Source organism: uncultured Sulfuricurvum sp. (genome assembly GCF_937936435.1).
In the GTDB taxonomy this organism is placed as follows: Bacteria; Campylobacterota; Campylobacteria; order Campylobacterales; family Sulfurimonadaceae; genus Sulfuricurvum.
In genome coordinates, this window is the sequence record NZ_CALDDG010000026.1 from 1 (window position 1) to 24,928 (window position 24,928).

The 24,928-nt window shown below is 44.7% G+C and carries 22 protein-coding genes; 3 read left to right on the forward strand and 19 right to left on the reverse strand.

All coding sequences use genetic code 11. The annotated features are described in order from the left end of the window. The 15 genes from Q0389_RS02905 to Q0389_RS02975 all read right to left on the reverse strand — a co-directional run. The coding region (locus Q0389_RS02905; protein ID WP_298691446.1) for a 7TM diverse intracellular signaling domain-containing protein at nt 1-1,406 on the reverse strand (1,406 nt) is incomplete at its 3' end. 317 nt (nt 1,407-1,723) lie between these two features. After that, on the reverse strand, nt 1,724-2,371 hold the full coding sequence (locus tag Q0389_RS02910) for a ferritin family protein (protein ID WP_298691448.1): 648 nt from the start codon (nt 2,369-2,371) through the stop codon (nt 1,724-1,726). Nucleotides 2,372-2,434: 63 nt separating this feature from the next. After that, nucleotides 2,435-2,590 (reverse strand): hemin uptake protein HemP, encoded by a 156-nt coding sequence (locus tag Q0389_RS02915; RefSeq protein ID WP_298691450.1) that lies wholly within the window; start codon nt 2,588-2,590, stop codon nt 2,435-2,437. A 194-nt stretch (nt 2,591-2,784) separates the two neighbouring features. Beyond that, a complete protein-coding gene (locus Q0389_RS02920; protein WP_298691451.1) occupies nt 2,785-3,642 on the reverse strand; it encodes a ChaN family lipoprotein in 858 nt (285 codons plus the stop codon). Beyond that, entirely contained in the window at nt 3,629-3,955 is a 327-nt protein-coding gene (locus tag Q0389_RS02925) for a DUF2149 domain-containing protein (protein WP_298691453.1), read from the reverse strand. Before Q0389_RS02925 ends, Q0389_RS02920 begins: the two co-directional genes overlap by 14 nt. Then, nucleotides 3,955-4,431 carry a MotA/TolQ/ExbB proton channel family protein gene (locus Q0389_RS02930; RefSeq protein ID WP_298691455.1) on the reverse strand — a complete coding sequence of 159 codons (477 nt, stop codon included), beginning with the start codon at nt 4,429-4,431 and terminating at the stop codon, nt 3,955-3,957. The genes Q0389_RS02925 and Q0389_RS02930 overlap by 1 nt, the downstream gene beginning before the upstream one ends. An 18-nt stretch (nt 4,432-4,449) precedes the next feature. Further along, a complete protein-coding gene (gene cobN, locus Q0389_RS02935; protein WP_298691457.1) occupies nt 4,450-8,388 on the reverse strand; it encodes a cobaltochelatase subunit CobN in 3,939 nt (1,312 codons plus the stop codon). Nucleotides 8,389-8,392: 4 nt separating this feature from the next. Beyond that, nucleotides 8,393-10,612 (reverse strand): TonB-dependent hemoglobin/transferrin/lactoferrin family receptor, encoded by a 2,220-nt coding sequence (locus Q0389_RS02940; protein WP_298691459.1) that lies wholly within the window; start codon nt 10,610-10,612, stop codon nt 8,393-8,395. 143 nt (nt 10,613-10,755) lie between these two features. Next, nucleotides 10,756-11,070, reverse strand: a complete 315-nt coding sequence (locus tag Q0389_RS02945; RefSeq protein WP_298691461.1) for an energy transducer TonB — start codon at nt 11,068-11,070, stop codon at nt 10,756-10,758. 608 nt (nt 11,071-11,678) lie between these two features. Beyond that, a complete protein-coding gene (ftnA, locus tag Q0389_RS02950) occupies nt 11,679-12,176 on the reverse strand; it encodes a non-heme ferritin (protein WP_298691463.1) in 498 nt (165 codons plus the stop codon). Between the two features lie 82 nt (nt 12,177-12,258). After that, nucleotides 12,259-13,383, reverse strand: a complete 1,125-nt coding sequence (locus Q0389_RS02955; RefSeq protein WP_298691464.1) for an ABC transporter permease — start codon at nt 13,381-13,383, stop codon at nt 12,259-12,261. After that, the gene (gene rbbA / locus Q0389_RS02960; RefSeq protein ID WP_298691466.1) at nt 13,383-16,106 is read right to left on the reverse strand and encodes a ribosome-associated ATPase/putative transporter RbbA; all 2,724 of its coding nucleotides are present in this window, start codon (nt 16,104-16,106) and stop codon (nt 13,383-13,385) included. Before rbbA ends, Q0389_RS02955 begins: the two co-directional genes overlap by 1 nt. Next, nucleotides 16,103-17,104 (reverse strand): HlyD family efflux transporter periplasmic adaptor subunit, encoded by a 1,002-nt coding sequence (locus tag Q0389_RS02965; RefSeq protein WP_298691468.1) that lies wholly within the window; start codon nt 17,102-17,104, stop codon nt 16,103-16,105. Before Q0389_RS02965 ends, rbbA begins: the two co-directional genes overlap by 4 nt. Then, on the reverse strand, nt 17,104-19,476 hold the full coding sequence (locus Q0389_RS02970; protein WP_298691470.1) for an ABC transporter substrate binding protein: 2,373 nt from the start codon (nt 19,474-19,476) through the stop codon (nt 17,104-17,106). The genes Q0389_RS02965 and Q0389_RS02970 overlap by 1 nt, the downstream gene beginning before the upstream one ends. A gap of 16 nt (nt 19,477-19,492) precedes the next feature. Then, complete coding sequence (locus Q0389_RS02975; RefSeq protein ID WP_298691472.1) at nt 19,493-20,077, reverse strand: TetR/AcrR family transcriptional regulator; 585 nt, start codon at nt 20,075-20,077, stop codon at nt 19,493-19,495. Nucleotides 20,078-20,221: 144 nt separating this feature from the next. Here Q0389_RS02975 and Q0389_RS02980 point away from each other — a divergent pair, with 144 nt between their 5' ends. The 3 genes from Q0389_RS02980 (at nt 20,222) to Q0389_RS02990 (ending at nt 22,939) form a co-directional block, all read left to right on the forward strand. After that, a complete protein-coding gene (locus Q0389_RS02980) occupies nt 20,222-20,515 on the forward strand; it encodes a hypothetical protein (RefSeq protein ID WP_298691474.1) in 294 nt (97 codons plus the stop codon). A 64-nt stretch (nt 20,516-20,579) separates the two neighbouring features. Continuing rightward, nucleotides 20,580-21,803 carry an HD-GYP domain-containing protein gene (locus tag Q0389_RS02985; RefSeq protein ID WP_298691475.1) on the forward strand — a complete coding sequence of 408 codons (1,224 nt, stop codon included), beginning with the start codon at nt 20,580-20,582 and terminating at the stop codon, nt 21,801-21,803. Then, nucleotides 21,800-22,939, forward strand: coding sequence for a phospholipase A (locus Q0389_RS02990; protein WP_298691477.1), 1,140 nt, complete (start codon nt 21,800-21,802; stop codon nt 22,937-22,939). The genes Q0389_RS02985 and Q0389_RS02990 overlap by 4 nt, the downstream gene beginning before the upstream one ends. A gap of 22 nt (nt 22,940-22,961) precedes the next feature. On the opposite strand, the gene Q0389_RS02995 is transcribed toward Q0389_RS02990, so the two are convergent. The 4 genes from Q0389_RS02995 to Q0389_RS03010 all read right to left on the reverse strand — a co-directional run. Continuing rightward, entirely contained in the window at nt 22,962-23,378 is a 417-nt protein-coding gene (locus tag Q0389_RS02995) for an ArsC/Spx/MgsR family protein (protein WP_298691478.1), read from the reverse strand. Next, nucleotides 23,378-23,620 carry a hypothetical protein gene (locus Q0389_RS03000; protein ID WP_298691480.1) on the reverse strand — a complete coding sequence of 81 codons (243 nt, stop codon included), beginning with the start codon at nt 23,618-23,620 and terminating at the stop codon, nt 23,378-23,380. The genes Q0389_RS02995 and Q0389_RS03000 overlap by 1 nt, the downstream gene beginning before the upstream one ends. Beyond that, nucleotides 23,617-24,327, reverse strand: coding sequence for a hypothetical protein (locus Q0389_RS03005; protein ID WP_298691481.1), 711 nt, complete (start codon nt 24,325-24,327; stop codon nt 23,617-23,619). Before Q0389_RS03005 ends, Q0389_RS03000 begins: the two co-directional genes overlap by 4 nt. Beyond that, nucleotides 24,299-24,928, reverse strand: a 630-nt coding sequence (locus Q0389_RS03010; protein ID WP_298691483.1) for a VWA-like domain-containing protein, incomplete at its 5' end; no start/stop codon positions are given. The genes Q0389_RS03005 and Q0389_RS03010, both read right to left, overlap by 29 nt.

The window sequence follows — 24,928 nt, forward strand, 5'->3', positions numbered from 1 at the left end:
ACCAGTTCGTTGATGATCAGTCCGAGAGAAATAACATGGTCCGTTTGCAGATAAACTGAGCGCGCAGGAACAAACGTTATTGAAAGATCGGGATATAGTTGTTCAAGCGATACGATAAGTTTGCGTATATACTCGTTAATTTCAATAACGCTTATTTTACTTTGGGTACATAATGATTCATGTACGGCTGCGATTGCCTGAATCTGCAATTCCAAAGTTTTTAATGCTTGGTTTGTTTGAATATCTGCTTCCTTACGCTGAATCCATAATAGACTGATAATGAACTGCAAATTATTTTTGACACGATGAGCAAGCTCTCGCAGCAATAAATCCCGTTGTGCCAGCAACGCAGACAAAGCTTTTGTCCTTTCGCCGACAATTGTTTCAAGATTATTACTTTGTGTCTCGATCAAACGGAATGCGGAAGCGTATCGTAATAGTAAAATAGCTGCTTGAGCTAAAAGATACAACACAAATCCGTACGGAAGCATATCGGTAGAGCTCGAAATAATGTTTTCAAACATCAGTAAGTCATGAACGACTGTCACGGCAAAAACGCTAAACGCCAAAAATGCGATCACGGATCCAGATTCCCTCTCTCTTAATGAACGGTACAAAATCAATAAACTATAGGCAATGAACGTTATAACGACTAACTCATAATAGGGCAATGTAGCGGTAAAAAATACGGTAGAGCTGAAAAATGTGAAACTGAGAAAAATAAGACCGACCCCGAGATAGGCGTATTCGGCGATGCGAGAGCTTTGTTTCGGATAAAGCGAGCCAATATACAATACGAACAACGGCAATGCCATGTATCCGCTCGCATACTCGATTCGGGTTAACGTTTCCCATGAAATATTCGGAAAAAGATGGAGCAAAATTTTTTCGCCGGTTGTTGTTGCCCGAAGAGCCAAAGAGAGACACAGCATAGCAAACCAAAACGGTACTTTGTCCCGCCTCCAAGCGATAAAAAGACCGAGATGATATACTGCAAACGAGACAAGAATCGTAACAACCATCATTTCGATAATCGAAGCTTTTAAACGGTGCTGTTCTAGCATACCGTATGGAGCAATTTCGGGGACTCCGTAAAAACCGAGGTGCCTATGCTGCGAATTTCCTAAATATAGCAATAGTTTTGTCGTCTTATGTTTCGGCGTAAAACTAATGATCGGATAATACGGATACGCTATATGATGTCCGGAAACCGTATCAAGGATACCGGACGCACCTATCAGTTTTCCGTCAGCATACAGTTTCCAGGCGGAATAGGGCTGTTTAAGGTTAAGACCTAATGTCTTATTCGGTACGGTTTTAAGCGTCAATGCAAAAGTGACTATAGCAGAGGGATCTTCTAAATACGATTCTAAAAATCTCGGCAGTGCAAAAGTTTGTTGCTCCAATCTAGGGTCGTCCGTTGAAGTGACTATTTCCGGTGTAAACGCCCAAGGGCCTGGAAGCGGTTCTATACTCTTAATATGGGTGACATCTACGACAGGCACCGCCCATATACTAATAGGTATAACAGCCAGATAGAAAAAGAAAATTATCACTTTGCGGATCACAAAACCAACTTCATAAATAAATGTTGTGGCTATTATAGTGTAATCAAGAAGAAATACTATTGATTAACATAATATATATTATATTGAAAAGTGGTCTATACGAAAATCCGTATGAAAGAGATTATGATACTCTCTCATTCATATCGGATAAACGATCAATCTAGATGTTCGCGTTTGAAATATTCACGACCTACTTTGCACAGAGGACAAGCTACCGGCGGTTTTTTACCGCGGTGAATATGACCGCACACTTCGCATACCCATATCTCTTCTTCATCACTGCTAAAAAAACCGTCATCGATCAGCGCTTGTTTAAGTGCCGCATATTCGCGTTCGTGTTCGACTTCAACTTTACCGATTGCGGTAAAAAGTCTTGCAAGTTCTTTGTGTCCTTCTTCGGTTGCGATTTGGGCGAATCCCGGATACATGGTTTCATGTTCGTAATGTTCTCCGGCCATTGCCGTATCAAGATTTGCAGCCGTTGCATCGATCTCCGTGCCGTGAACCAATTTATGGTATGCTTTGTATTGTGCCCGAGCATGATACATTTCGTTAGCAGCGGCTTCACGAAAATGGCGTTCGACGGCGTGCCATCCTTCGTCACGAGCGATATCGGCGAAAAGTTCGTATTTATTGCGCGCCATACTTTCCCCGCCGAATGCTTTCATCAGATTCACGGTTGTAAGATCCGAAGTAATCATCTCCATCTCTTTACCGCAACACACGAGAGTCCCTCCTCCCACATTTTGTACTTCGACTTCATTACCGCAAACGCTGCATTGGTAAGTTTCATATTGACGCATAATACTTCCTTTTTTGGTGTAAATAATCATATCCAAAAAAGAAAAATAATAAGGAAAATTGATTTATTTCATCAATATTAATTTGTTCCCTTTGGTGATTCGCAAGATGTATATTTCATTTCCGTGCACAATCCGAACCGATTTCAACCCTTTAAAAAGCTCTGTACTTTCTATCACGATTTCATTTTTATCCGGTGATGCAGATTCATGACTCTTCATATCTCTTCCTAGCATGCACATCCGCTATTGATTAAACGATGAGCAGGTTTTGTTGTGTCAGTTTTGCTTACATTTCGATAGGTCGCTTTCATCAAGAACTCCTTATAATGATAATAGATATCATATTACTAAAAATAACCTTCTTTGTCAATAGTGATAAGCATTATTATAATTAAACATTTCTGTTTTGCTTCCTATTTTGCTATATTTGATTTCAATGCCACACAATGGTCTTCTTCCGGAGATGTTCCCGCAACCACTATGACATCATATTCATTTCGATATTCCGACAGTGAATCATCCCTATAATCTGATTCGTCAATGAATCCGATGGAGAGTGTTTTCTCTTCAGGATAGAGCTTTTTTAGTATCACGGGAACACCGTAGTCTTTTCTGACATGTCCGTTTCCAGCGATTAAAAATCGGATCGGCTTTTTAGATTGATGCAAGGTTAGAGACATCGCCGAATCCTTGGCATGTTGTGCAGATGCCATCGGCTTCAGCATATTTTCCGGAAGTGTATTGCAATGCCCTACTCTAATATCTTCGATAAGAATAGCCGATTCTCTTTCGCCGTAAGGTGTCGCATCGTATATAGATTTGATCGATGGTTCCAGTATATCTGGGCCTTTTAGTACTACATCTTTTGCTTTATTACGTGATATATTCCCGCCGATCAGCTCTATAGAATGTGTTTTGAGCGGTTCAAAAAGATCTTGATGGATCGGCCACTTCCATCCCTTATCACTAAAGCCTCCTGCTTTTAAATCATTTATAAGTAACTCTTTCCAAAGAATAGTCCGGCCAAAGTCAAGATGCTCGGCAACTACCACCGTCATGTCCGAAGGAAACGACGCAATTAATGCTCCGCGCAGACGATGATGTTCGGTATTGCGATGCTGCTCGCCAAGCAAGATATTACGATTTTCTCCTATTCTCTGTATCAACGCGTCTTTCGTCAACTTGTGAGAATCGGTCGTATCGATAATCTTCCAATCCGCCCATAGCGACACTGAGCATACGAGACTCAAAACGAGGTTATTGAGGCGCATCGGTACCCTCCGGTACGTATACAAACGATCCGTCTTTCATCCGATATGCTGTTCCGGCTTTGGAACCTTCCCCCTCGCCTACTGAATCGCTAGCTTTATATTTATCGATTTTTTCCCCTTTTTTGACGGTTATCTCCATCGACGGTTGCCCTGGATCGGTAATCACGGTCACATCTTTGGCACTAAAAGGGTTGACCAGCGAACTTTTGGCGACTGTAATGAGCAATGCCGCAATAATGACCAGAAAGATATCGATCAGATTAACAACCGATAAGATCGGATCATCACTGTCGCTTTCGTGCAGCAGTTTCATTATATACCTCTCTTTTGTGTAATTTCTATCAGCTCTTCTGCTAGCCATCGACGACGGATATTAGCGATATAGTACGTAATCGACGCAGCAATGAGAGCAAGAATAACAGCCGAAAAAGCAATTGAAAGGTTATTCGAGACGTCGGCGAAATTACCGTCCGAGAGCGATTTTAGAGCCGGTCCCATAGGAATCATAGTGGCTACGAGTCCGAGCATCGGCGTTACACGACTGGCGATTCTCGGGAATTCGAGCAGTTTGTGAGCATACAAATCAAGTTCGTCATCCGTAGCGTTTGGGTTCTCACCAGCGTAGACCACGAGCGGACGGGCACGACCGCTTTGACGTCGATAGGACAGCATCATAAATTGTCCTAAAGCAAAAAATGAATAGACAAACAGCAGGCTGATGAGTACTAATGTGGGAACGAGAAAAAGCTGTCCGACGTAATACATGAAAAGTTCGAGATTAAATGACATGGGAATCCTTTGTTTTGTTTATAATCCGCTTACGATACCGATCAAGATTGAGAGCCCGACAGCTCCCGCACCTGCAGTCGTATATGTGGAGTTGTTGGCCGGTTTCGCGGGAGTCACTTTTTCGAGTTTCATCCCTTTAACGACAGTAGGTTTTGGTTTTTGAGGTTTAGCCGTCTCTTTTTTCGACTCTTTTTTCTCTTGTTTTTGCTGATATTTCTTTTGAGCCGCTTTAGAAGATTGTAAAGCCGTTAAGCCATAACCGGTGCTTGGAGTTTTGATAAATTTTTCAACTTCTTTGTTGTCGGTACGGACATCGTATTTGAACGCTAGTTCGCGGTACCTTTTTTTCAAATCCTCTATGGTAGCGGCATCGCTTTTCCAATACCCTTTTCGGTGGGCTTCGAGCATCCGCTCGATCATCTGTGCCTGAGCGTGAGGATTGTGTTTCTCGAACCATTTGTTCAAACCGAGTTTATATTTGTCTTTGACGTAAACGTCAGCAAACTCTTTCCACTGATCGTCACGAACAATCTCTTTGGCTACCGCCGTCCATCCCCAAAAGTTGTTGATCCCGTCAAGAACCTGAAGGGTACCTGCATATCCCTCTTTCATCTGACCCTCAATATAACCGGGATGCAGATTACGGGTGGAGAGTTCGCGACTCATGAATTGGGCCGCTCCTTCTATTTTCCCGCCCCCGTTGCCGCGGAGATTGGAAATGTACAATTCTGGTGCTTTTCCGTCGAGATATTTGAGAGCGACCGATATGCCGCCCAGATACTGAAACGGATCGTCGGTGGTGAGCATACCGTACAGATTTGACGTACGGGAGAGCACCGCACCCTCCGTACCGCGTAAATGTTCGGCATACAGATTAATGCCATTGCCTTTTTCGCCCCACTCTTTTTCATCAGGCCCATAGGCAAATTGCATTTTCGAGAGGTAAAGACCGGCGAGCTTTGCATTCCCGTCTTTCTCGTTTTTCCATGTATCGGTTGCAAGCGTCGCATCATCGAGTCCGGTTCCGTAACGCCCCGATTCGCTTGAAAAGATACGGGTTACAGAAGCGTTGTACGCTGCCTCTGCGCTTAAACCTTTTTCGATCAAAGAGCGTTTTATCCTCTGTGCGTTGGCATAAATCGGATTATCGCTCTCATTTACATCGGCACAAAGCTGAGCCGCGCGGGAAAGCTGTTTCATGGCATTCGGAAAATGGTCCCGGTACAATCCTGTAGCGGAAAGGACGATATCGATCCGCTCGCGTCCCAACTGCTCACGCGGAATGAGACGAACATCTCGGACACGTCCCCCCTCGTCCCATATCGGCTCGGCTCCCATCGCATAGAGTGCTTCGGCTTCTAAAATCCCCTGATGACGCATCGTCTCGACCGACCAAAGGGTAAATGTGAGTTTTTTAGGGGCTGAACCGTGCAATTTTTTATGCTCTGCGATGAGCTGATTCATCGCATCTTTTCCTGCTTCCCACGCCGCTTTGGTAGGAATGCGGGAGGGATCGAAACCATACATGTTTCTTCCAGTCGGAAGAGTATCGGGATTTTTAATCGGATCACCGCCGTACGTGGTCGGGATGTACGAACCGTTCAATGCCGATAAGAAAGCAGCCGATTCATTCGATGCATCCAGTTTGAGATAATAGTCTCGTGCTTTAATTAAAACGTCTCGAAGCTTCGGATTCAGCTCATCGATGCTTTCCCCGTCGACGACATATCGCTTGACCCATTGATACGGCTCTGAGGATTGAAGATTTTTATAATGACCGACAAACACTTCATCCGCCTCGGCTTGATCGGCAGCGACCCCTTCCCACGCTTGATTGCCGAGCATCATCAAAATGTTTCCGATACGCAATCTTTCTTCATCCGAAATACCGAATGTATGGAGTCCAAGCGGCTGTGCTTCTTTAGCTAATTCATGCAAATGTGCATGCAATTGATCGATGAAAGCGGGAAAATTTTTCTGTATATCACTATAAGTGATGCCCATGTTTTCAGGAATATGCTCTTTTTTGATCTGGTCGATGATAGAGAGACGAATTTTCTCCTTGACCGCACCATCATCCTGTGCAATCCACGCATGCAAATCTTCATGGATTTTTACCAAAGATTGATGCAGTCCCGCAGGGGTGAACGGAGGTGTTTGGTGAGTAATGATGGTCGCACGACCGCGTCGTTTTGCCTGAAGCGACTCGCCGATGTTATCGACGATATAGGGATAGACTACCGGCACGTCGCCAACCGCCAACATCCCGTAGTCAAATACCGAAAGGCCCCGCTCTTTTCCCGGAAGCCACTCCTGATTGCCGTGTGTTCCGTAATGGACGAGAGCATCCGACCCTGCCTGTGTACGAGCCCATAAATACATCGCCAAATAAGCATGTGACGGGGCGGCGGTGGTATTGTGATAAAGAGCTTTCTCTTTTGCCTCGAGATCATTGCTCGTATAATCCGAACGGGTTGCCTGCGGTAGTAGAATGATATTGCCGATTTTCAAGCGGGGAATGACGAAATAATATTTTCCTCCCCTCTTAATCACCATCGAGGAATCTTTCGGATCACCGTGAGCTTTCTTCATATCATCCTGTACGCTTTCAGGTAAAGAGGCGAGCCAAGCTTTGTAGGTATCGACACTGAGCCGTTCGCCCAAATCATCAATCAGCAACTGATCGAGTCTATTCTCCCGATAAAACGGTTCCAATAGCCGCTGGAGTTTAGATATCAGAACACCTTCTTCCATAACATTTGTCGTATACCCACTGTTTTTAAGCTGCCGAAGCGTCTCGATCAGCGAGTGCGGTACATTCATAAATGAAGCCGAAAGATTTTTTTCACCGGGGGGATAATTGTAAAAAAAGACCGTAACTTTTTTCTCTGCATTGGGTTTGGTCTGAAGTTTGGCAAGATTACAGGCTTTGGACACGATTGCATCCATTTGCGCCTTTATCGGGACGATTTGATCATCCGGTCCCATAGCGGCAATGATCTGAATATCGCTCACTCCTGCTGTTTCGGATTGGGAAAGATAAAACGGTACATCCATCAAAGAGACGCCCTGCTTGTCTTTTTGCCATGTCGTTTCTGAACCTTTTCGATAGGTGAGCGCGCCAATGACAGGAATACCGAGAGATTCGAACTCCTCTTTTTTATCCAATCCCGAGTAGGTAATCTGTGTCGTTATCAATACGTTCGGAATCGTTTTCTGATCGTTACGTAGAAGCTTCATCGTGGCCGTTTTATCCACAGGTGATGAATAAAACGGCCATGCAATAGCGCCGCTTTCTTCTATTTTTCGGATCATCGAATCGATTAATACCGTTTGCTGAGCCGTAATCGCCTGTTTATGAAAGGCCACGGCGATGATCGGTTTGTTCATTCCGCTTTCGATACCGCGTGCCTTCATGTACTCTGTCGGCGTCGAATATACCAGCTGTTTATCCGGATAATAGATAGCGGCTTCCGGAAAATGGATGGCTGATGGGAGGTTTTCGATCGATTTCCCCTCTTTTAACAAAGCGACGGCTTTAAAAAACATTTTTATATTTTCACTGCCGCCGTTGAGATAATAGCCGTATAATTGTTTAGCTTGTATATCTGGTAATCCGACAGCGCTGTAGTTTTTCGGATTACTCCACAAATGGGGAATTTTACGTGTTTGCAGTGATGCTATCGATTTAGGTATTCTCATGCGAATGTACTCGTCCATGTCACTGCGGACGGTATCGAAAACAACCATGTCCGCTTTACCGAGGACGACAGCAGGATCGTCTTTGGCTATTGTTTCTGCAAACTGATATCGCAGTGTAATGCCTGAAGTTTTTGCAGCCGAATCCATAGCGATGAATTTGCCAGGGAGTACCGGAGATGCGGCGATGATGAGCAGTTCATATCCCCACACCGTACTCGCCCATAAAAGGACGAAGAGAGTTATCAGTTTTTTCATGGGATTAGAACTGTACTTTCATACTGAGTGAAAAATTGCGGCCGGGCTGCGAATAGACATCCAGACTACTGGAAGTTTTCGAGATATCTCGAATGTCGGCCCAATTAAAATATTTCGAATCAAACAGATTGTAGATACCTGCAGTGAACGATACGTTTTTGTTCAAAACATAGCTTCCCATGATATCTACTACGTCGAATTGACCGCTGGAAGCGAGTGTAGAATCGCTGTTATTACGTTGATCTACATGCGTGTATTGCAATTGGCTGCCCAACACACCATTATTGTATCCGATTCCGCTGATCCATTTGGCCGGTTCGATCGTAGAAAGGTCTTCTTTGACTCCGTCTTCTCTGCTTTTGCCCCATGTTTTGGCAAATGCGGACGACAACGACCATTCATCCGTTACGTTCCATTTTCCCCGTATTTCGTATCCATGTATTTTGACGTCGCTGAGATTTACCGACTGATAAACGGTCGGATCGGCTGCAGTGCCGCTACCACCGACTTTTTGATTCGAAGCGATGAAATTTTCGTATTCGGAATAGAAGGCGGCGACGTTATAGCTGAAACGTCGATTATCTCCCCGTAATCCGATTTCATACGAATCGCTGGTCTCAGGCTGTAAATCTGGATTTCCGATCGAGGTATAGTATGAATTGAGATTAGTCGTACCTCCGTTGACGTTCCACGGCGTGGGCGCTCTAAAACCGTGTGCATACTGCGCATATCCGTTTAATAAAGGATCTTGTTTCCAGATAATTCCGAATTTCGGTGAGAGCTCGCTATCGGAGAGTTTCGTTGGCGAAACCGTGTTGTTGACCCGATACAAATCATCGGCATGCGGTGTCAAGCGAAATCCGTCGAAACGCAATCCCGGAATAAGGGTGAGTTTTCCGTAGCTGATTTCGTCTTGTACAAAGACTCCGTAGAGATCGTAGTCGGTATCGGGAAAGTTTTTCTTTGGATTAAAAGCGCTCGACCCTGAGGTTACGACTGTTCCGTTGAGCAAATTTGCCCCATCATTCATTACACTGACCTCCGCCATTGACACATCGGCTCCGTAAATAAGACGGTTCTCGATTGTTTGGCCGAAATTACTTTCAAATAGTAGCGAGCCCCCTGTCGTCTCTTCGCTGTAGCTGTTGTCGCGCCAGCGAAAATTCCATCCGGTCGTATTGGTACGTGTTTCCTCACCGTATTGGCTGTTTTCGGTGTCCTGATGATAGAGGGAAGCACGCATTTTTTGGATATAGGGATTTCTGCCGTCGTTGTATTCGTAATCAACTTTTGCCATCGTCCGCTTGATTCTTGTATCGGTCGTCGAATCGGTCGTCGTTGCATAGATCGGATCGCCTAAAAGCGAAAGAAGATCAGTATCAATGGTGCGATCCATATGTTCACCCGTCACTTTAAACGAGTGATGCGAATCGGCTTTATAAATCACTTTACCTAAGAGATAATCGGAGTCGTTATCCGAGGGATTGTTTTCGGTGCGTGTATAGTTCGGTGCATCATTATCCCCTTGAGTGTCCGTTTCATGACCCCGTTTGAAGCTTCCCAAAACCATCCCTTCAAACGATCCTGATTTGGCGGCGAATGAAGGAGTTAGAGAATAGCTCTCATCCGCAGAGCTATATCCGAATTTGACCGCCGTTTGATACTCTTTGCCCAATGTCAGTAAATCTTTCGGATCTTTCGTCATAAAACTGACCGCTCCGGCCAAACCGCCACTACCGTACATTGTCGATGAAGCCCCTTTGAGTACCTCGACACTTTTATAGGCATCCATATCGATGTAATCGCCCCGTCCCGAGAAAAACGGCCCGCTGCCATAGCTCATCGGCAACGCTACTCCATCCGTCTGCAAAAGTACCTGATTTCCTTCCAAACCGCGGATATTGATCCCTTCGTTCCCGCCGCGTCCGGTATTGTAATACGCCGTAGAACCACGATTCGGTTGAAATCGGACCGAGATGTCCGGCTCGTATCGCATCAAATCTTTGATGTCATTAGCTCCTTGCATCTCGATTTGATCGGTATCGATTACGACGACGTTAGATGCCGTGTCGTTGATTTCTTGTTCAATACGGCTTGCCGATACCGTCATTTTCCCGAGTTGCGTCATATTTTGATCATTTATGAGTGTATCGTCAGCCGAAAGACCAATAGAATTTAATGCCATGATTGCCGCAAAACTATAATGTAATTTAGATAATTTCATATTTCTATTCCTTATTTATGTAAATAATCTTGGCTGGCTAATCGTTAAGGAGAATAGAAACGTTCGCTGGCTAAGAAGAAAGTCTCTTCTCACTGTAAATCTAATAGGCTACAAATGCCATATTAATCTCTCATGTCAATCTCCTATGAATTCAATTTAAATACGACGGGAACACTAACCCATGATTCGACCGATTTGTCTCCCTGTTTTGCCGCAACGAAACGCCATCGTTTTACAGCTTCCAATGCACAAGCATCCAATCGTTCAAATGTCGAACTTTTCAGTATGGAAACCGATTCGGCTGATCCATCCGCTAGAACACGGACTTTTAGAAGAACGATCCCTTCTTCCCCCAGCCGCTTTGAAACTTTAGGATAATGCGGTCTAGGATTATTCAGATAGGCGGCATCGTATATCGGTGCGGTAGCCTGAGTTTCATTAGCATGCGTTTTATACATATCCTGAATTATATTTTCTGCCGGGATTAAATCCGTGTGTGATTGAGATGGTATAAGATTTTCAGACTCTGATGATATAACAGGAACAGGATGGGCTTGATTTTGGGGAACGGCTAAAACAGTAGACTCTGCTAGTTTAACTGTCGATTTTGAAAATGAAGATTGAATTTCTTCTACAGCTGAAAATCTATTTTGTTCAGTACGTTCAACTCTATTTTGAAGATTCTCATTTTTAACAGCGACAGAATCCGTTTGTTTTTTTCGCACTATCGGACATGATTCCGCTGAAATATCTACCAGTCTTACAGAAACACTGGCAAACAGTGGTTTGGCTGTTGTGACTTCATGTCGGATGTATAGAATACTAATTAGAAGAAATATAATAAGATGAATGGTTAATGACGTTAATATATACCGTCCGTCTCGTAATAGCCCAACCATAGATTCCTCTTTCAGAATTTGGCTGGCTATTGGCATTTGCTAGCTACATATTGATAATTAATATCGTAATTATACCTATGGTGAGATTATTTGTCAATAGTGATAAGCATTATTATTTATTAAATGTATGTGTACACATAGATCGGGGAAAACCCCGATGGAAATTCTTAGACCGATTGGCTCATTTTACCGATCTCTTTATCAACGAGAAAAAGACCGCGTCCGTCTACCCCGATAAGATCGATCATATCGAGAATCGAGCGGAAAAGATGCTCTTCTTCATGTTGTTCGGCCACATACCATTGGAGAAAGTTAAACGTGGAATAATCTTTTTCAGCCAGGCACGCTTCGACCAATGCATTGATTTTAGATGTGATAAATTTTTCGTGTTCGAACGTTTTTTGAAATACGTCGTTAATGGATGCAAACTCCGATGGCGGTTCGTCAAGCGCGCTAATGCGTGCCATAGCACCTGTTTCGTTTACATACGTAAAAAGTTTCCGCATATGGGAATGTTCGTCATCGCTGTGGGTTTCGAGAAATCGTGCCGATCCGCTTAGTTTTTGATGTCCGCACCATGAACTCATAGCGAGGTAAAGATTAGCAGAATAGTCTTCCAGTGCGATTTGTTCGTTGAGAAGTTTGAGAATATTAGGCTTAAGCATAAGACAGCTCCTAGAATTGGAATATGCTGGCTAATTGCTATTGCGTTGGCTTGCGTAGAGTTAGTATAACATAAAATCGTTCTTATGTCGTAACCGATAAACTCCGTCGAAACATGAGTAATGCCATAAAAAAGAAACTAAACCCGATGGCAACAATAGCGAGCATATCGGGCCAAACCACGTCAAAACCGGCACCTCGGTAGAGTATCGCCTGTGCCATGCTGACAAAATGGCTGGTCGGCGTAAACAGCATGATGTTTTGGAGCAGATGCGGCATGCTTTCAAACGGAGTAATTCCGCCGGAGAGAATTTGCAGCGGCAAAATCGTCAATATAAAAATAAGCCCCAGTTGAGGCATCGTCCGTGCGATCGTCCCCATAAATATCCCCATCGATGTCGTTGCGAGTAATACGAGCAGCGCACCGAATAAGAAAAGGAGTTCGGAACCTGCAATAGGGACCTGCAGCACCCCTTCCACAACAAACATCAAAGAGAAAGCGGCAGAAACAAGAACGACTAGTCCCATGGACCAGACTTTAGCGAGGATGATTTCAGCTGCATTTAGAGGCATCACCATCAGATGTTCCAGCGTGCCGTGTTCACGTTCGCGTATTAATGCCGCTCCGGTGAGGACGATGGAAAGCAGCGATATCATGCTAATGATCTGCATCACACCGCCAAACCAACTGCTTGTAAGGTTCGGATTGTATTTAATTCGGGTAACGATACCGATAGGTAGCGGATGTTTGTTTTTCGATCCACCGAAATAACGGCTGATCTCCTGATTGATGATTTGCTGAATGTACCCTGCCCCTATTCCTGCCTGTGTCATGCGCGTCGCATCGATGTTCACCTGAATCTCCGGTTTTTTCCCCGAACGAAGTTTTTTTTCAAAATTGTTAGGAATCACGATCACAAACGTATAGAGTCCCGCATCGAGCTTAGCATCGATTTGACTGAGCGGCAAGAGATTCGGCTCGGCAAATCTGGGAGGATAGAAAGCATCGATGACCCGCTGCGACAATGCAGAACGGTCTTCATCGACAAATCCGATCGGAGCATTATGCAATTCTGTCGATGCCGACGTCGCTCCGATATAAATTGCGAAACTAAACGCATACGCGATCATAATCATCATCACTTTATCATGCCAAAGGCTGCGCAGTTCTTTGACGCCCAAACGGAAAATATTAAGCAGATGTTTCATTATGATTCCTGTTTTTTCAGTAACATCATACTGACAAGGAAAATGACAACTAAAATAATCGCCATAGCCATAAAATCACGATACAAATCTTCAAATGCAAGAGATTTGATAAAGATTCCGCGGCTGATATTAATAAAGTACGTCGCGGGAAAAATATATCCGACGAAAGCTCCTACCCCTTCCAGAGATGAAACCGGATCTTTCAATCCCGAAAAATTGACCGTCGGCAAAAGTGTAAATATCGCCGTCCCGGCGAGTGCAGCGATCTGCGTTTTCATAAACGAAGACATCAAAAATCCGATCCCTGTCGTGATTGTCACATATAACAGCGCTCCCAGACTCAGTGTAAGCAGGCTTCCTTTCGGATAAACGCCGAAGACACTGACCGCCAGAACAAGCAAAATCAAAAATCCGACCATACTGATGACAATGTACGGAAGCTGTTTACCGACTAAAAACTCCAACCGTGTTACCGGAGTCGCGTAAAAATTGGTGATCGATCCCAGCTCTTTTTCACGTACGACGCTCAGAGCCATCAAAATCGACGGAATAAAGATCAAAAGCATCGGCAATACGGCGGGAACCATCGCATAGATACTTTTAAAATCTTGATTGTACCGATAGCGCATTTGGATATTTACCGGGGATATATCCGGCACGTATCCCAGCGTATCGCGTGCGAGTTGACAGATATACTCCAAATGCATTCCCTGAATATATCCGCGTATCGTCTCTGCGCGAAACGGCATGGCACCATCCACCCATGCGGCGATTTCCGTATAGCGCCCTTTTTTCATATCTTCGCCAAATCCCGGTGGTATAACCAAAGCTACCGAAAGTTCTCCCGATTTCATCCTGTGATCGAGTTCTTGCAGCGAATGGAGCGGGGAATGTTCGACGAAATAGCGCGAACCTGCCAGATTTTGAGTGTATTGACGGCTTTGGGGTGTACCGTCTTGGTCCAATACGGCAAAACGGAGGTCCTCAACGTCCATCGTGATGCCGAAACCCAAAATCAGCATCAAGATTCCGGTCCCCAACAGTGCAAATACGAGACGAACCGGATCGCGGATAAGTTCCAGCGATTCACGGTAGGCATATCCGAAAAGACGTAACGGGCTGAAAAATCGATTCGTATGGGATTCGTTGACAGCTCTTAGCGGAGCATCATTCGAGTGTTCAGACGGCGGGTTAAGCTCTTGTACATCTTCGAGGTAATCGATAAAGGCATCTTCGAGCGTCTCTTTGCCACGGGAACGGATCAAAGCTTCCGGAGTATCGCTGGCGAGTACTTTTCCCTGATGCATTAGAGAAATCCGGTCACACCGTTCCCCCTCGTTCATAAAATGGGTCGAAACAAAAATAGTCACACCGTCGTTTCTGGACAAATCGATCAGCAGTTCCCAAAAACTGTCTCGCGAAACGGGATCGACACCCGATGTCGGCTCATCGAGAATCAGCATTTCGGGTTTATGGATAACGGCAACGGCGAGGGATAGACGCTGACGAATCCCCAAAGGAAGATCGGCGGCATCCACCTCTTTATATTCCTCCAGATCGAAACGTGTCAGCATCTGCTGAATTCTCCGTTCGATCTGCTCGGCGGGAATATGAAAAAGTTGGGCGTGTAAAAGTAAATTCTGGTAAACGCTAAGCTCGGAATAAAGAGAAAATGCCTGCGTCATGTAGCCCACGCGTTTGCGTGTTTCTATATCGTTGGCTTTTGTCTCTTCTCCAAAAAGCCATGCCTTCCCTTCGCTCGGAGAGAGCAATCCCGTCAACATCTTCATCGTTGTTGTTTTTCCGCAGCCGTTCGAACCTAAAAATCCGAATATCTCTCCTTTTTGAATCGAAAAACTGACATGGTCGACAGCGGTAAAGTTGCCAAATTTCATTGTCAGCTCTTGCGCAATGATTGCAGGGCGTTCATCAGCATCGGCTGCACGCGGCGGAACGATCAACCGATGGTGCCCACGCTGCTTTTCGGGAGGAAGCAGACGGATAAAGGCGGTATCAAGGTCGTCAGAACCTGTTTGGGTCATAATGTCTCTAGGGGATCCTTCCGAGAGAATTTTGCCATCGTCCATAGCGATCAGCCAATCGAAACGCTCGGCCTCCTCCATATATGCCGTAGCAACCATGACGCTCATCCCTTCTCCGCGCTTTCGGAGTCGGTCGATCAGCTCCCAAAATTGACGCCGTGAAAGTGGATCGACTCCGGTCGTCGGTTCGTCCAGAATCAACAAATCGGGATCATGGATCAGAGCACAGCACAATCCCAGTTTTTGCTTCATTCCCCCTGATAATTGTCCGGCCGGACGATCTTTAAAAGGGGCCAAACCGGTACTTTCGAGCAGCTCGGCGATTCGGATACTCCGTTCATCACCGCTTTGCCCGAACAGCCGTCCGAAAAAATCGACGTTTTCGTATACGGAGAGAGACATATAAAGATTCTTGCCGAGCCCTTGGGGCATATAAGCGATCCGAGGACATACTTTTTCCCGGTATTTGCGTTCCGCTATATTTCCGCCGAATACCTCGATAGATCCCTGCTGAATGATCCGGACTCCCGATATCAATGCCAAAAGAGTCGATTTGCCGACACCGTCAGGTCCGATAAATCCGACCATACACCCTGCGGGGATATTTACCGACGCGTTATCGACGGCTACGGTATTCCCGTAACGGTGCGTAATCTCTTTTAGCGAAGCGACCGTATTCATGGTGCTTTATTGAGAAGGATAGCCGAAGTTACGGCTTTAGGCCACGGTGCGTTCGGATCGAGGCGTATATAGGCGATCCCCGGCACTCCGCTGTTAATGTGAAGCTTTCCGGAACGCAGCAGATTTGGATCGATTTTAACTTTAATTCGGAACATCAGTTTTTCGCGTTCGCTTTTTGTTTCGATCTCTTTTGGAGTAAACTGGGCATCCGGAGAGACGAAAGAGACTTTAGCGGCAATTGCCGAATTCGGAAGGGCATCTAGCAATATTCTCGCATCGCTTCCGACTTTAATACGTCCGGCATACGACGTCGGGACAAAAATCGTCATATAGATATCGTTCAAATCCAAAAGCGTCGCCACTTTTCCGCCGGAACCGATCACCTCTCCCTGCTCTATAAGTTTGTAGAGGACTTGGGCGTTGATAGGCGAACGGAGGATACAGTCGTTGAGATTGCTTTGAATGGTACGGCTTTGTGCTTCTGCGGCGTTGATAGCGGCATCTGCCGCGTAAACCTGAGTTTTGGCGGCATTTAATGCCGCTCTCATCGACTCGACGGCCGTCTCATTTTGCTGTAACTGTACCAAAGAGATATTATTATTGATGTAAAGATTTTTAGAACGGACCAGATTTTTTTGCGAAAACGACAACTCGCTTTCATGCTGTCGTACCAAATCAAGTGCGTATTTTTTATTTTGAATCGCTTGCTCTATCTGTGCGTGTGCTTGCGCCATACGTGCGTCGAGTTCGCCGGTGTCCAAGCGGGCTACAATTTCGCCGCTTCGGACGTATTGACCTTCCTCGACTCCGATATATACGACACGCCCCGGGAGTTTGCTCGCAACATCCACCTCGGTTGCTTCGACTCTGCCGTTACCGAGAGCAAACGGATCGGGTAAATCCGGTTTGGAAAAATAATCAGCCGTATATTTTCCGATAATGACGAGTAGGATAACGGCAAACGTATAGCCGATCCATCTAAAAATGTTGCGATTCATTATTCATTTCCTTGTCGATTTTGATTTTCTCTCTTTGAAGTATCGGGATGGAGGGCAAATGCTCTCATCCGGCTTACTAAACTCGTCGGTTTTGTATCATCCAACAGCAAATCAAAATTACTGATATCACGTTGAAGCTGAAGCGTATCGATCAAAAATCGATAACGCGTGGTGGTAGCCGATTGCTCTGCAACCAGGGCATTGTTTTGGGCCGTCAGTAAATCACTGACAGAGCGTGTTCCCTGCGCATAATTTTCTCTGACGATATTAAAACTTTTGCGGGCTGCAGCAGCCGATTCCGCGGCGAGGGCGATGGAGGGATAACTCGCACCGATAGTATGCAAATCGCTTCGTATCCGCTGCTCGATTGCTAGTTTGGTATCGCTATAGCGGATCTGTGTCTGTTGCAGATTGAGCCGTGCGCGTGAACTTCTGGCACTTCGTCCTCCCCCTTCGTATAACGGAAGAGACAGTTTGACTCCCGCCTGCCAATCGGTTTTGTCTTCGAGCGAAATTCCCGCAGATTTATTCCGTGTTTCGTCAAATACACGCGATGCTTCCGCCGCCACGACTACATCCGGAGAATAGTAGGCTCTCTCTTCGGACAATAGCTGCCGTTTTTGCGCCGACAGTTGTGCCGACAATTGGCGTAATTCGCCGGATCGGAAGAGACCTTCGTCCACGAGAAATTTTTCGACGGCGTTATAACGGTTTTCATCGGTTACCATTTCCAAAACGGCATCGAGATTTTTTCGAATAGCCGGATCATCCATCGAAACGGAATCCACTGCAAATCGATCCCCGATATTTCGATTTAGAATACGGTTCAGAGCATCTTTAGCCTTATCGATTTCGGCTTTGGCGTACAATACGTTCTGTCGTGCGGCGGCAATCGCACTTTCCCAATAATAAACATCCGACATATCGGTCGTTCCTGCCTCTACCCTTCCTTTTGCCAGTTCGAGATTGTTTCGGGTCAAAGAAAGGTTATCTGTTTGAATCCGATACTGCGTTTGGGCAACGAGCATATTCAAAAACATCGTCGATGCCTGCTTGATAACTTCCAGTTCCAAGGTTCGCTGTTGTTCTTCCACTGCGATATGAAGCTCTTTTTGGATTTCGAGATTTGCGAGTGCTTTTTCCGAAAATAATATCTGCTGCACTTTCAAAGCGCCTGAAGCACTTTTTTCGGCATAGAAGCCGTTTTCGACATACACGTTGTCGCGATTGAGCTGACTGTAACTCAGCTCACCGCTGATATGAGGAAAAAGGACCGAGCGCACTTCGGCGACATTCTCCAGATTCGATTCGACCCCAAGCTGACCGGCAATGATGCCAAGATTAGCGTGTATCGCTTCTTTGGCAACGGTGTCAAAGGTGAGTTTCGGCTCTTTTTCTTCCTCGGAATTGATGACTACGGCATTTTCCAGCACCTTATATTGTGGGAAAATACCGATCGAACGCGCCGTCGCCATGTTGATATACAAAGAGCGCTTTTGCGCAAACACAACAGGTTGTTTTTCCGCTTTGTCGCCCCGCATTACGGCAAGCATGTTTAATGCGGTACTCCGCGCTCTTTTCACGGTATCGGACGAACGTGTTTGAGAGAGAAGTATTCCCTCCTTCACCCGGCTGCTTTCTCCCAAAGCATACGTCGGCAACTTCCGTTCGATCAATCCGGCATATAGGATTCTTTTGTCTTTCTCGGTGAGTCGTGGCAGCGGTGCAAGCATAACCGCATCGGTATTCGGAGGTATTTTGGAAACCAAGTGATCATCGGATTGTACGACGGTTAGAAAAGATAATTCCACCCCGTCTTGCCGAGATTGCCGGATCGCCTGTTCGGTCGTTTTTGAAAATAATCGATATTGCGATTCATCCGCCAGTATGAGGAGATGACGAAAAGGTACGATGCGTTGAAAAGTGCGTATCTCATCTTGCAACGTCGATTCATCGGTTAAATAATTTAGATTTTTAATGGAACTGAAATTTCCGCTTTGCGTCAAACCCGACAAGGTGACATTGTAGATGAACGGAGCAAAGGTCGGTTTTCGCAAACTGTTTTTACTCAAGGCGAGCTGGCTCGATATACCTCCGATCAACAATACCATATCCACGTCCGGATCGTTTTCCAGCATGTCGATTTGCCGCTTGGTAGCATCTACCGAAAAATTTCCGCTGAGCTGTTTGTTTTGGGGAAATCGGAGGACAAACTCCCCTTCAGTCACTTTGGCGAGTTCGGAGACAAACGTGTCCCGCTGAGCCATCCATTCGGGATTCGAGCCGTCGGTTAACGTTCCGATACGTATCAGCGATTGTGCGGACAACAGTGAGAAATAGCCTAAAAGCAAAACAACGGCAACGTTTTTCATATTTGTCCTTTTTGGGTTAATCCGTCTCTATCGCACGTAAAAAACATTCGACCGTTTTTTCCGTACGGGCCATAAGATCGCCGCCCGCAATCATCCAATGTTTAATGATGCCGAACGATAGACCGTCAAACAAAAAAACCATTTCAAGCGGGTCTTTATCCGTCCGAATTGTTTTTGACAACGGCTCCATAATGTGCTGTGCGATGTATCGGTGCATGTACATCATAGGATCATCCTCGTCTGTTGAGAGGGTTAAATAAAACGTCGGATCGCTAAAGTTTTCTTTGATTGCATTTCTGTTTTTTATAATAGCTGAAAATTTGATTTCGGTAATAATCATCAGCATCTCTTTGGGATCGGAGCAATCGCTGATTTTTTCTTCCATAATTTCGATGTAATACTCTATCTGCCCGAGAATATAATTATGGTATATCCCCTCTTTAGAACCAAACATCGTGTATATCGCCCCTACAGAGACTCCTGTATTTTTGGCGAGATCGGCAATTTTCATATTTTCATATCCGTCACGAATAAAAAGATTTGTCGCTTCTTCGAGCAGTACTTCACGTTTCAGTTCCTGCATCTTCCGTTTAAATGACATTATTCCCCTTTTCCCTCATCATAATGTCACTAATTATGCGCTACATTTACTTAAATGTAAATTTAACTCTTTTTATGAATTAAGTTCTTATTAATATTAATAAGAGCTATAATTTCGAATACATACACATAAAAAAGGTTGAATATGGATCAATTGACAATCCAATACATGAACGGTAATGAAGAAAAATATCAAATAGTTCACAAACAGCATATCGATAAAGCTATGCGTATGCAATATTTTAAACAAGTGATTGAAAACAATATGCTAAAACTGATTATAGACGATGAACAGATTCAGCTGATTCCGCTAAGCCAGATTCGGAAAATAATCATTAAACCGCATGTGACACCGCATTCTTCCGAAGAGTTGGTGACAGGTTTTTTAAATGTCACCGTAGAAAAAAGTCCGTTTGCATCTTACCATGATCTTCAATGATGCATTCATAAACCGCCCTATTCTCAAATTTTTTGCGCGGATTTTTTTTATTCTCGTCCTGGTTTTGATAATAGGATTCGCCGCTGTATATTATTATCTCGAACAACAAAACGGCAAATATATTTCGCATCAAATCGAATTGTCACAAAAAGAGTTAGCCGGCGCGTTAACCTACAGCAATTTAAACGCAAACGAAAAGTTGAAAGGGTATTTTGAACACTCTCGGCATCAAATCGTTGCTAGCAATATACTTAAATTAGAACTCAGAGACCAAAATCAAACCGTAATTATTGAATATGAAAAAAAAGTGGTTCCCAAACACGCTCAATATGTTTTTCAGACAATACTCCTCCCTCCATCCAAATCTCTGGATTATGTCATGATTCCATACGGAGACAATCATTTCACTCTTGTCTATATCAAAAAAATAGCGAGTGGTGACCGCTACTATACAATTAAAATGATCGTTATGCTCCCCTCCGATACAATATCCGTTATGCGCGATACGATGAGAAAAATAATTATCGCCGTATCTCTCATCCTGCTATTAGTAGTCATCGGAATCTTTCCTATTATCTATCAGCAATATGCCCAAATCAACAAAGAAAAAATGAAGTTGGTGCAGAGCAATTTTGAAACCCTCAAGACACTCGGAAACGCCGTTGCGCTTCGTGACAGCGACACATACGAACATAACTATAGAGTCACGTATTACACCATAAAGCTTGCACAAGCGTTAAATGTTCCTTCGGAACATATTCCTTCCCTGATCAAAGGGGCGTTCTTACACGATATCGGAAAAATCGGTATATCCGATACGCTCCTTTTAAAACCTTCTAAGCTAAATGCCGATGAATTCACATCGATACAAAAACATGTCGTATTCGGCCTTAAAATGATTGATTCGATCGATTGGCTGGATGATGCCAAAACCATAATCGGATGTCATCACGAACGCTATGACGGAAAAGGCTATCCCCGTCATTTAGCCGGAGAAGAGATCCCATACAGTGCACGTATATTTGCCGTCGTAGACGTATTTGACGCCCTCACGTCCAAACGTCCGTATAAATTCGCAATAAACCTTGATGAAAGTCTGGCAATATTGAGAGAAGAGTCCGGTACACACTTCGATCCTAACATCGTAGATGTATTTTGTGATATTGCCCGTTCGCTCTACGATGATGTCCACAATCTTGATATCCTCTCATTCGAAGCACTGCTGTTACAATCAGGAGAACCCTATATTCCCTACGGTGAATCTATTATAACGAAAGGAATCGGATGAAAAAACTGATTATATTGCTTGTTGCTGTGCGTTTGTGTGCAGGAGAATATGAAGAAGGGTTGACACTATACCATGACGGAAATTACCCCTCAGCAGTTATACATCTGACAAAGGCGGCAAATGACGGGAACGAATACGCCCAATATGTTCTTGGAAAAATGTATGAAGAAGGCTTAGGCGTAGATGTTAATATCTCACAAGCCATGTATTGGTACAAACAATCCGCTTCAACTTTTAAAACGCCGACATCTCCCTCTTCTTTGGCAGCCGAAGAGCAAAAGCATCTTTATCAAATCGATCCCAAAAGCGACGATGAGATGCGACAATATATTTTTCAGTATCTTGATATGCCCAAAGATGTCGATGAACGGGAAACAATGATGTCAAAAATATTCAGTAACTTCGGATTGCTTCCGTATGAAAAAATGTTTCTGATCCCTGTCGCATACACCACTGAAAATTATGAGAAGCGTGATCCTATCCATTATCCGGGATATGGAGAGTTTAATAATAACATCGAAACTGAATTTCAAATAAGCCTCAAAAAAACGCTCAGCTACAATCTATTAGGGTTGAATGAGACATTTGCATTCGGATACACGCAAGAAGTGTGGTGGCAATTTTATTCCGAATCGGCTCCGTTTCGCGAAACCAATTACCGACCAGAAATATGGCTCTCACTTCCCATTCACGATTCGCTGTTGTCCGATATCTATCTCAAAGCACTTAAATTTGGATTTTGGCATGAGTCAAACGGAATGGGAAAACCGCTCTCCAGAGAATGGAACCAATTTTATATGGATTCGATATTTTACAACGGCAATCTGATCACGACTCTGCGTCTTTGGTATCCGGATGCAGGAGAAGACAATGAAGATATCACCGATTATCTCGGGTACGGCCATCTGAAGTTAAGTTATATCATAGGGAAACATCAATTCGATTTGACATGGCGGAACAATCTCCGTTTCGGCGGAGAGAATCGGGGATCGATCGAAGCGGAATGGTCGTATCCCATCGGTCAATCCAAAAGCAGTTTCTGGTACCTAAAAGCGTTTAACGGGTACGGAGCAAGCCTTGTGGATTATAATCATGAGCAAAATCGTATCGGATTCGGATTTTTATTTTCTCGATAAGTATCGACAAGAAGCATTTACGTCAATGCTGACTTTTTTCCAGACACCCTTTTTCCATACAGTTGATTTTCGGCATCGGTTCAACATACCGATCCAAAACTTCTGCCACTTTCTGAGCATCGAATCCACACAATTTTTCGGTTCCGATGATCATAAGCGGGCGGCGGATAAGAATCGGATTTCCCATCAGAAGATCGAGAGCTTGCAGCTCATTCAGGTTTTCAGGATTGATTTCACCGTTTTTGATTGCCGGAGCGGCGGGATTAAACCAATCGCTTACATGTTTATCTCCCATAAAAGCTCTAAGCGTCTCTTTGTCCAATCCGTGTTCAAGCAGGTTGCGTTCGATCAATGTACAGCCGCTTTGACGAAGTATCTGCTTTTGTTTCGCATTGGCGGCACAAAAAGGCTTCTCATAAAAAACGACGAGCTTAACCATTATTCGATACCTATTTGGGCTCGCCCTTTTTTATTCAGATAAAAGGTCTCATACCCGTCGTCGCCGATGCTCATGCATTCGCCCAAATATCCTTCATCGTAGAGTTCGGACATAATTTGACGTACTTCTTCCGGATCCATCCGTGCGTATTCGGCAATATCGTCCGCTTCATAGATGTTGTACTCCCACTCATCGCTGAGGGCAAAGATCGATTTCATCACGCGAATTCGTTTTTCATTCATGAGGGTTCCTTTAGAACATCGATTTGTTTTTGCAGTACGATCGACTGAAGCGGATGGAGCTTTTCTCGTTTCATCCATTGTTCGAATTCGTCCACATAATGACGTTTTATTGCTTGATGCAACTTCTGTACCTGAGCGGCAAGATCATTGAGCAATTCTTTGGCCTCGTCATAGTTGTGCGCACTTAGCGGTTTCAACCGCCGTGAGACTCCTTCGATAAGCTTGTCGTTTAGGTGTTCTTTCGCTAACTCTAAAAAAGCCGATGCACGGACCGGCGAAGCATAGTTTTCATTCCAGATGCGCCCGTTTATCATCTGATCGCACGCCTGATCCATAAACACCGGAGCAAACTCCAATACAGCCAATAGTTCTGTAAAATCGTTGTCAACGAGTGCACGAAACAACATCCGGCTCCGGTTGCGGATATGCCGGCGCAAATCGGGGTCGGAAATAACATCGGGATTAAGGCGGGTAAATCGATCATATGCACCCAACCGGGAGTGGTTGAACGCCATAATCGCAACCGTGGTATTCGGATCGCCTACCTGATCGGGATGCGAGCCGCTAGGTCTGTGAAATGCCCATAACAGACGTGCTTCGTCATCTTCATGGTGCAAATAGATCGAGTCCCCCTGCTCTTCAAAATCCAAATCGTCTTTCAGCGTTTCAATATGTTCTCTATAGGTCAAAGTAGACGACGTCTCCATAACGTTCAAACCTCGCACAATTTTTTTTCTCGCTCAACAAAAACAGCGTCTGCACTGCCGGCGATTTTTCGATCGTAAAAAAACCGTCGCTGAGAATAACGGCCAAATTTTTTTCCCCGCTGTTTTTGCTTAAATACTCCAATACGGGTTCAAACTGCGTTCCTCCGTTTCCTTTGGCAAAAGCAACGACGGGGACGCCGCCTTGTGCATCATAGCTGACGATTTCATCTACGCAGACCTGCTCGTCGAACGGGACGACGCTCACTTCAAAATCGTGACTCAATCGCACGATCGCATCGATGATTCCCAAAAATCGGGAAAATACATCCTGGGTAATACTCATAGAACGGTCCAAAAAGATAAACAGACTCAGACGGTTACGGTCAAATCGATAGCCAGGCAGATAGATTTCCTGATGGATAAAACGGCGGTTCGGCCGGGAAAAATCGCTCTCTTTGTCAAAAAAACTCTCCGTCATATACGAATGCAACAGTGTCTGCAAATCGATAGCGGGTTTAGTCACTTCGTCGAACAGTTCGAGTAGCGATGCAGGAAGATTCCCCTGCTTTCGTGCCGCCCCCATCGCTTGGATAATCAAAGT

Coding starts and splice junctions, on each gene's coding strand:
- Q0389_RS02910 (WP_298691448.1), bottom strand. CDS start 2,371: ATGCGTCAATATGAAACTTACCAATGCAGCGTTTGCGGTAATGAAGTC.
- Q0389_RS02915 (WP_298691450.1), bottom strand. CDS start 2,590: ATGAAGAGTCATGAATCTGCATCACCGGATAAAAATGAAATCGTGATA.
- Q0389_RS02920 (WP_298691451.1), bottom strand. CDS start 3,642: ATGCGCCTCAATAACCTCGTTTTGAGTCTCGTATGCTCAGTGTCGCTA.
- Q0389_RS02925 (WP_298691453.1), bottom strand. CDS start 3,955: ATGAAACTGCTGCACGAAAGCGACAGTGATGATCCGATCTTATCGGTT.
- Q0389_RS02930 (WP_298691455.1), bottom strand. CDS start 4,431: ATGTCATTTAATCTCGAACTTTTCATGTATTACGTCGGACAGCTTTTT.
- cobN (WP_298691457.1), bottom strand. CDS start 8,388: ATGAAAAAACTGATAACTCTCTTCGTCCTTTTATGGGCGAGTACGGTG.
- Q0389_RS02940 (WP_298691459.1), bottom strand. CDS start 10,612: ATGAAATTATCTAAATTACATTATAGTTTTGCGGCAATCATGGCATTA.
- Q0389_RS02945 (WP_298691461.1), bottom strand. CDS start 11,070: ATGTATAAAACGCATGCTAATGAAACTCAGGCTACCGCACCGATATAC.
- ftnA (WP_298691463.1), bottom strand. CDS start 12,176: ATGCTTAAGCCTAATATTCTCAAACTTCTCAACGAACAAATCGCACTG.
- Q0389_RS02955 (WP_298691464.1), bottom strand. CDS start 13,383: ATGAAACATCTGCTTAATATTTTCCGTTTGGGCGTCAAAGAACTGCGC.
- rbbA (WP_298691466.1), bottom strand. CDS start 16,106: ATGAATACGGTCGCTTCGCTAAAAGAGATTACGCACCGTTACGGGAAT.
- Q0389_RS02965 (WP_298691468.1), bottom strand. CDS start 17,104: ATGAATCGCAACATTTTTAGATGGATCGGCTATACGTTTGCCGTTATC.
- Q0389_RS02970 (WP_298691470.1), bottom strand. CDS start 19,476: ATGAAAAACGTTGCCGTTGTTTTGCTTTTAGGCTATTTCTCACTGTTG.
- Q0389_RS02975 (WP_298691472.1), bottom strand. CDS start 20,077: ATGTCATTTAAACGGAAGATGCAGGAACTGAAACGTGAAGTACTGCTC.
- Q0389_RS02980 (WP_298691474.1), top strand. CDS start 20,222: ATGGATCAATTGACAATCCAATACATGAACGGTAATGAAGAAAAATAT.
- Q0389_RS02990 (WP_298691477.1), top strand. CDS start 21,800: ATGAAAAAACTGATTATATTGCTTGTTGCTGTGCGTTTGTGTGCAGGA.
- Q0389_RS02995 (WP_298691478.1), bottom strand. CDS start 23,378: ATGGTTAAGCTCGTCGTTTTTTATGAGAAGCCTTTTTGTGCCGCCAAT.
- Q0389_RS03000 (WP_298691480.1), bottom strand. CDS start 23,620: ATGAATGAAAAACGAATTCGCGTGATGAAATCGATCTTTGCCCTCAGC.
- Q0389_RS03005 (WP_298691481.1), bottom strand. CDS start 24,327: ATGGAGACGTCGTCTACTTTGACCTATAGAGAACATATTGAAACGCTG.